The sequence below is a fragment of the uncultured Algibacter sp. genome (assembly GCF_905480415.1).
Lineage (GTDB): Bacteria > Bacteroidota > Bacteroidia > Flavobacteriales > Flavobacteriaceae > Algibacter_B.
On sequence record NZ_CAJQQI010000150.1, the window covers coordinates 1 to 8377 of the forward strand.

The window sequence follows — 8377 nt, forward strand, 5'->3', positions numbered from 1 at the left end:
AATAAAATGAGGCTTTTTGTTTTATTGATAAAATCTTATTGTAAACTAATTTGTGCTACAGAATTTTGCATTGATGCAATAACATTTCCGCCTTTAGGTTCAATAGTAATACTTAATGCAAGTGCATCTTCCATGTAAGGAATGTTTCTAAGTTTTCTATCAGCTTTATCTAAAATACCTAAGTTAACCATCTTACCTTGCAATTCTGCCCAAATTTGGTAGCATTGTTCTTCTGGTAATTCTGGTAAGGAAACGACATCAATCATTGATGTTTTTTCCCTAGGATTAATGTATGCTACCGTTTTTAAATCTTTAGCACGCTCATTTCCTTTTATAATGTACTTTTCAGTTTCTGGATTATTAAGCTTTAAAAGCTGTCTCATTACGTTGTCGAGCATTGCGTTGTTTTTTGCAATATCACTACGTAAATCATCAATTTCTGCATCAACAACTAAAGTTTCATTATGTAATTTTTGATTTTGATTATAAAAATACATTGAACTACCAGCAAAAATTAATGCAGCAACACAGGCAGCAACGCTAAATTTATACCATTTCTTATATTTACTTACGATGTTTAATTTAACAACAGGTGCGTCGTCAAGTTCATCTAAAATATTATTTAAGAAGTTTTCTGGTGCTTCAACAGCATTAGCTTTTGCAACCGCTTCAAGGTGGTGTTGCAGAGTGTTGTATGTATTCTCTATTTCGGGGTATCTGGCAATATGAGACTCCACCATTTCCGCTTCAGCAGAAGTAGTTTCACCTAAAAGATATTTGTCTAATAGGCCAGAATTTAAAAAAGTAGTTATTTTCTCATTCATGACTGTATTTATTGTGGGTCGTAAATTTTCTTTAATTCACGTAATCCAATTTTTAATCTTGATTTTATTGTTCCCAACGGAATATCTAATTCATCGCTAGCTTCTTGTTGAGTCATACCCTCAAAAAAGAGCGCATTAATCACTATTTGATATTTATCATCTAAGCTGCTTAGATGCTTTTTTATATCTAAAACATCCTGATTTAGTTCATTGGACGTTACTTTATATACGGATGAAGTCTCCATTTGGACTTCATTATTCTTTTTATTCTTTTGAGATCGCACTTTATCAATGGCTGTGTTATATGCAATTCTATAAAGCCATGTGAATAGTTTAGCCTTACTGGAGTCATATTTTTTAGCATACCGCCATATTTTTACAAAAGTTTCTTGAAGTACATCTTGAGCGGTATCATCGTCTGAAATAATCTTTTTAATAACTCCAAACAATGCATCAGCATAGTTTTCATAAAGCAAACTAATAGCTTTTTTATCGCTATTCTGTAATAAAGTAACTATTTGCTTTTCTATAGGTGAAATCAAGATGGCTAGTTTTAATATATCTATTTAGGTAGTAATTGTTTTTACCAAAGTTAGAAATTTCTTTTAGATTATAAGATATTTACTTCAGCTTCAATAAATATACCAAAAATACGCTCTACTGTTTTTTGAATTAATTTAGAAAGATTAAGTATGTCATTACCTTTGGCATTTCCATAATTAACAAGAACCAAGGCTTGATTTTTATGTACACCATAATCATCAAATCGTTTGCCTTTAAACCCTACTTTTTCAATAAGCCAACCTGCAGGTACTTTTACTTGGTCTTCTGAAATTGGATAACTTGGGATGTCTTTAAAGTTTTCTAGAAGTGTATTGAAATGTGTTTTTGAAATTACAGGGTTTTTAAAAAAACTTCCGCTATTTCCAATCTCTTTTGGGTTAGGTAATTTGCTTTCTCTGATGCTAATAACCGCTTTTGAAATATCTTGAATCGTTGGGTTGCTAACCTGCATCAATTCTAATTGAGAGTTAATAGCTCCATAATTAATATTAAGACTGTGAAAGTTTCTTGACAGTTTAAAATTAACACTCGTAATTATAAACTGACCTTTAGCTTCTTGTTTGAAAACAGAGTTTCTATAACCAAAGTTGCAATCTGATTTGTAAAATGATTGCAATAACTTTGTCTCTATAGCAAGGGCTTCACAAGAGTTAAAAGTATCTTTTAACTCAACGCCGTATGCACCAATATTTTGAATAGGAGCAGTGCCCACATTCCCTGGTATTAATGATAAATTTTCAATACCACCAAAATCATTATTAATACACCAAAGCACAAATTCATGCCAGTTTTCGCCTGCATGGGCTTTAACGATAACGGCATTTTCATCTTCCGAAATAATTTCTATGCCCTTAAGGTTTATATGAATTACAAGCCCGTCAAAATCTCTAGTTAATAGCATGTTACTACCACCGCCTAATACAAGTTTGTTTGGGTATTCTTTTAAAGATAAAATTTGCTTTAAATCATCAATAGTACTAACCGAAACAAAATGTCTTGCGGTAACATCAATACCAAAAGTATTGTACAGTTTTAAAGATATGTTTTCTTGAATAAGCACTAGTCTTTATAAACTTTTAAGGCTTCTTTTAAAATATGCACAGATTTTATTAAACGCTTTTTATTAAGTACGTAAGCTATTCTAATTTGGTTTAAACCTACACCTGGGGTTGAGTAGAATCCAGCAGCTGGGGCTACCATAATCGTTTCATTATCAACTTCAAAGTGCTCTAAAAGCCATTGCGCAAAATTATCAGAATTTTTTACAGGTAATTCAACAATACAATAAAAAGCACCTTTAGGGTTTGCAACTTTTACACCATCAATTTTTTGTAATTCAGAAATTAATGTATTTCTACGCTCAACATATTCTTCAATAACATCATCAAAATAGCTTTGTGGGGTGTCTAAAGCTGCCTCACTTGCTATTTGAGCTAATGTTGGAGGACTTAAACGTGCCTGTGCAAATTTCAGCGCTGTTTGTATAACCGATTTGTTTTTAGAAACCAAACAACCAATCCTTGCGCCACACATACTGTAACGTTTAGACACAGAGTCTATAATAATCGCATATTGGTCTAAACCTTCTTCTTGCATTATTGAGTAATGTGTATTACCATCGTAAGTAAACTCCCTATAAACTTCATCTGCAATTAAGAACAAATCATGCTTTTTAACTATAGTAGCTAGTTTTTGTATTTCTTCTTTAGAATATAAATATCCTGTTGGGTTTCCAGGATTACAAATTAAAATAGCTTTTGTTTTTGGTGTTATTAGCTTTTCAAATTCTTCAATTGGAGGCAGTGCGAAATTATCTTCAATTTTAGAAATTACAGGCACTATTTTAACACCTGAGGCGGTTGAAAATCCATTATAATTGGCGTAAAAAGGTTCTGGAATAATAACTTCATCATCCACATCCATAATACTTCCAAAAGCAAATAGTAAAGCTTCACTACCACCAGTAGTTACAATAATGTCATCATGAAACACATTGATATCATGTTTTTTATAGTAAGCAGAAATTTTTTGTCTATAAATTTCAGAGCCTTCAGACCTTGAGTAGGCAAGGACTTCTATATTGCTATCTTTAATTGCTTGTAAAGCAATTTCTGGAGTTTTAATATCTGGTTGCCCGATGTTTAAATAGTAAATAGACTTACCGTTTTTAACAGCTTGTTCTGCAAACGGTACTAATTTACGTATCGGAGACTGAGGCATTAATTGCCCTTTTTTTGAAATTGTTGGCATTTAAAACTATTTAAATGCAAAGTTGAGAAAATTATCTTAAAGTTTTTTTAAAAAATAGCTGTAAATATTTATGCTAGAGTAAAGATTTGTAAATTGATTATGGAATTAATTGTTTTACACTAAATGAATAAATGGTTTGCTGTCATATTATTTTTTTTCTGCTTGAGTTATTCAAGTTTTTCTCAGGATAAATTTGTTATTCAAAATAAGAAGCAATCTGATAAAATTCGGTTCAAATTAATAAATAATTTGATCGTTATTCCTGTAAATATAAATGGGGTTACATTATCCTTTTTGTTAGATACAGGTGTTAGTAAGCCTATTATATTCAATTTTTTAAATGTTTCTGATACTCTACAAATAAAGAATGCTGAGACTATTTATTTAAAAGGATTAGGAGGCGGAGAATCTGTTGAGGCATTAAAATCAAAAAATAATGTTTTTAAGATAGGTGATGCGATAAAATTAAATCAGGATTTGTATGCAGTCTATAATAGTAATTTAAATTTTGCTCCCAGATTAGGTATTCCTGTTCATGGCATAATTGGCTTTGATTTATTTAAAGATTTGATTGTCGAGGTAAACTATTCAGCGGGTTATTTAAAGTTAATGTCACAAGAAAAATTTAAATATAAAGATTGTAAGAAATGTGAACGGTTAAATTTAGAATTTTACAACGGAAAACCTTACATAAATGCTAAGGTTAAAATTAATCACAATGAAATACCAGTTAAATTGTTGATCGATTCAGGTGGTAGTGATGCTTTATGGTTATTTGAAGATGACTCATTAAACATAAAACCTGGAGATAAATTTTTTAATGATTTTCTTGGACACGGACTTAATGGCAGTGTTTATGGAAAGCGCTCTAAAGTTCAATCAATTGCTTTTAAAAATTTTGTGCTTAAAAATGCTAATGTTGCTTATCCTAATATTAAAAGTATATTTTTTGCAAAACAAATTAAAGATAGAAATGGCAGTATTGCTGGTAATATTTTAAAACGATTCAATATTATTTTTGATTATCGACGGGCCTTAATCACTTTGACTAAAAACAACAAGTTCAATGAAAAGTTTAGCTACAACAAAAGCGGCATTGAACTTGCACATGATGGTATGAGGATTTTAAGAGAATTAAAGAAAAGTAATATAAAAGAAAACAGTTCGAATCAAAGTAGCAATAACAGTATCATTTTGGAGAATCAATATAAAATTTTATTAAAACCAGCTTATGCCGTAGTTGAACTAAGAGAAGGTTCACCTGCAGAACAAGCAGGTTTAAAAATAGGAGATATATTATTGAGTATAAACGGAAAGCAAACTTATCAATTTACACTGCATCAAGTCATACAGATGTTTTATGATGATGATGGTAAAAAAATAAGGCTGAGAATAGATAGAGAAGGAGACGCTCTAAGTTTTAATTTTAAATTACAAAAGTTATTTTAATAAAAAAGACCTGAACGCATGTTCAAGCCTTTTAATGTTTATAAGTTTAAGCAAACTTATTGTTGCATTACACTTTTCTCTTTTTTATCTAGTATGCTTACTTTACTTGGGTCTATCACCAAGCCTTTAATCTTTAAAGCAATAGTTGGTGTTTCAGCATTAGAAAGCACAGTTATTGTTTTTCTAATTGGGTTTACTCTATTCGTATCGTACTTTACCTCAATTACACCTGTTTTTCCTGGTAATATAGGCTCTTTCGGCTTTTTAGGAATTGTACAGCCACAACTAGAAGATACTTTTGATATAATTAATGGCTCATCTCCAGTATTAATAAATTCAAATACTCGTACACCATTAGAACCTTTTTCAATTGTTCCATAATCAATAGTTTCAGATTTAAACTCAATTTTTGCTTGAGCGTTAATACCAAAACTGATTAATCCGATAAAAAAAATAGTAATTAATTGTTTCATGTCTTTATTTTTTTTGTTTTTATTATCTTTTTTACCCCTTTTAAATTTTTAGGGATTGTTGTACTTTTATTACTTATCCTATGTCAAACATACTCACTTTTCCTATAATCTGCAAAATTAATAGACGTAATGCAAACATATTAACATATTTAACGCGTTCAAAAGTACGTATGAATTTTCTTTGATATTACTTAAAACTGTTAAATACAGATATTTAATGCCTTATCAATAACGGCTTATATCTTTCATAGAAAAAGAAATATAAGTACTTTTGCAAATCATTGTTCAAAAACTATTCCAAAGCATGCAAATTCCATCAAAATATGATGCAAATCAGGTAGAAAGTAAGTGGTACGACTATTGGATGAAACATAATTATTTTCATTCAGAGCCCGATGAAAGAGAGCCTTATACCATTGTAATTCCTCCACCAAACGTAACTGGAGTGTTGCATATGGGGCACATGCTTAATAATACCATTCAAGATGTTTTAATTCGTCATGCGCGGTTGTTAGGTAAAAATGCGTGTTGGGTACCTGGTACAGATCATGCATCTATCGCTACAGAGGCCAAAGTAGTTGCTAAATTAAAAGAACAAGGAATAGATAAAAATGATTTATCTCGAGATGAATTTTTAAAACATGCTTGGGATTGGACAAATGAATATGGCGGTGTTATCTTAGAACAGTTGAAAAAACTAGGTTGTTCTTGTGATTGGGAAAGAACCAAATTCACTATGGATGATGACATGAGTGAAGCTGTAATTAAGGTTTTTGTTGATTTATATGAAAAAGGATTGATTTACCGTGGTTACAGAATGGTAAATTGGGACCCTGAGGCAAAAACAACCTTGTCTGATGAAGAAGTAATTCATGAAGAACGCCAAGGAAACCTATACTATTTACAATATAAAATTGAAGGAAGTGATGATACGCTAACTATTGCTACCACAAGACCTGAAACTATTTTTGGAGATACAGCAATTTGTATTAATCCAAATGATGAGCGCTTTTTTCACTTACTTGGAAAGAAAGCCATTGTGCCTATTTGTAATCGAGTTATTCCTATTATTCAAGATGAATATGTTGATGTTGAATTTGGTACAGGATGTTTAAAAGTGACCCCTGCACACGATGAAAACGACAAAAATCTTGGAGATAAGCACAAACTAGAAGTCATTGATATTTTTAATGACGATGCGTCTTTAAATAGCTTTGGATTGCATTATGAAGGCAAAGACCGTTTTGTTGTTAGAAAAGAAATTGTAAAAGAATTAGAAGAAAAAGATGTTTTGGTTAAAACGGAGGTCCACACTAATAAAGTAGGAACATCGGAAAGAACCAAAGCGGTTATAGAACCTCGTTTAAGCGACCAATGGTTTCTTAAAATGGAAGATTTAGTAAAACCTGCCATTAAGTCGGTTTTAGAAGATGAAGAGATTAAGTTATTTCCTAAAAAGTTTGAGAATACGTATCGCCATTGGATGGAAAACATTCGCGATTGGAATATCTCACGTCAACTTATGTGGGGACAACAAATACCAGCTTACTTTTATGGCGACGGAAAAGAAGATTTTGTAGTAGCTGAAAATATTGAGGAAGCTTTAGAAAAAGCAAAGCAAAAAACCAATAACCAGCAACTAACGTTTAGTAATCTTACTCAAGATAAAGATGCTTTAGATACGTGGTTCTCATCATGGTTATGGCCAATGAGTGTTTTTGACGGTATTCGCAATCCAGAAAATGAAGAAATAAAGTATTATTACCCAACCAACGATTTGGTTACAGGACCAGATATTCTATTCTTTTGGGTAGCACGTATGATTATAGCTGGGTATGAATATAAAGGCGAAAAGCCATTTAATAATGTATACTTTACAGGTTTGGTACGCGACAAGCAACGCCGAAAAATGAGTAAGTCTTTAGGGAACTCACCAGATGCTTTAAAATTGATTGAAGAATATTCTGCCGATGGTGTTCGTGTTGGATTATTATTGAGCTCTGCAGCCGGAAATGATCTTATGTTTGATGAGGCACTTTGCCAACAAGGTAAGGGTTTCGGAAACAAAATTTGGAACGCTTTTCGTTTGGTACAAGGGTGGGAGATAGATACCAATTTGCCGCAACCAGAAACTGCAAAAGTAGGTTTAGAATGGTATGAGGCTAAGTTTCAAAAAGCTTTAGCAGAAATTGAAGATCATTTTAGTAAATACAGGTTAAGTGATGCTTTAATGTCTATTTACAAACTAATCATGGATGATTTTTCGTCGTGGTTATTAGAAATCATAAAACCAGCTTATCAAAAGCCTATTGATGTAAAAACGTATAAAGCGGTTATAGAAGCTTTTGAGAATAATCTTAAAATTTTACATCCGTTTATGCCATTTTTATCAGAAGAAATTTGGCAGTATATTTCTGAAAGAACTCCAAATGAAGCGTTAATTGTGTCTAAATGGCCAGAAGTTAAAGCTATAGATGAAACGTTGATTACTGAATTTGAATTTGCTTCTGAAGTTATTTCAGGTATTAGAAACATTAGAAAGCAAAAAAATATAGCTTTTAAAGACGCTATTGGTTTTTCAGTAATAAACAATGAAAAGGCGAGTGCGACTTTCAATGGAATTATTGCTAAATTAGGAAATCTGGAAAGTATAGAAGATACTTCAGAAACTATTGAAGGCGCTTTAACCTTTAGAGTGAAATCTAATGAGTATTTTATTCCTATGGTTGGAGCTATAGATGTTGATGCTGAAATTAAAAAACTAACCGAAGAGTTAAACTATACCCAAGGCTTTTTAAAATCGGTACAAAAGAAACT

At 31.6% G+C, this 8377-nt stretch carries 7 protein-coding genes; 2 read left to right on the top strand and 5 right to left on the bottom strand.

What is annotated here, in order from left to right; genetic code table 11:
- Positions 1 to 35: 35 nt before the first annotated feature.
- The 4 genes from QZ260_RS10310 to QZ260_RS10325 all read right to left on the bottom strand — a co-directional run bounded on the left by QZ260_RS10310 (position 36) and on the right by QZ260_RS10325 (position 3638).
- Positions 36 to 824 carry an anti-sigma factor gene (locus tag QZ260_RS10310; protein WP_295985840.1) on the bottom strand — a complete coding sequence of 263 codons (789 nt, stop codon included), beginning with the start codon at positions 822 to 824 and terminating at the stop codon, positions 36 to 38.
- A gap of 8 nt (positions 825 to 832) precedes the next feature.
- Complete coding sequence (locus tag QZ260_RS10315) at positions 833 to 1366, bottom strand: RNA polymerase sigma factor (RefSeq protein ID WP_295985843.1); 534 nt, start codon at positions 1364 to 1366, stop codon at positions 833 to 835.
- A gap of 68 nt (positions 1367 to 1434) precedes the next feature.
- Positions 1435 to 2448 (bottom strand): UDP-N-acetylmuramate dehydrogenase, encoded by a 1014-nt coding sequence (gene murB / locus QZ260_RS10320; RefSeq protein WP_295985847.1) that lies wholly within the window; start codon positions 2446 to 2448, stop codon positions 1435 to 1437.
- The gene (locus QZ260_RS10325) at positions 2448 to 3638 is read right to left on the bottom strand and encodes a pyridoxal phosphate-dependent aminotransferase (RefSeq protein WP_295985850.1); all 1191 of its coding nucleotides are present in this window, start codon (positions 3636 to 3638) and stop codon (positions 2448 to 2450) included. Before QZ260_RS10325 ends, murB begins: the two co-directional genes overlap by 1 nt.
- A 123-nt stretch (positions 3639 to 3761) precedes the next feature.
- Here QZ260_RS10325 and QZ260_RS10330 point away from each other — a divergent pair, with 123 nt between their 5' ends.
- Positions 3762 to 5087: an aspartyl protease family protein gene (locus tag QZ260_RS10330; protein ID WP_295985853.1), complete on the top strand. Its 1326-nt coding sequence runs from the start codon at positions 3762 to 3764 to the stop codon at positions 5085 to 5087.
- A 56-nt stretch (positions 5088 to 5143) separates the two neighbouring features.
- Here QZ260_RS10330 and QZ260_RS10335 read toward each other — a convergent pair whose 3' ends face one another.
- Positions 5144 to 5560: a DUF1573 domain-containing protein gene (locus QZ260_RS10335; protein ID WP_295985857.1), complete on the bottom strand. Its 417-nt coding sequence runs from the start codon at positions 5558 to 5560 to the stop codon at positions 5144 to 5146.
- Between the two features lie 304 nt (positions 5561 to 5864).
- On the opposite strand from QZ260_RS10335, the gene QZ260_RS10340 reads away from it, so the two are divergent.
- A partial coding sequence (locus tag QZ260_RS10340; protein WP_295985859.1) for a valine--tRNA ligase occupies positions 5865 to 8377 on the top strand: 2513 nt, incomplete at its 3' end.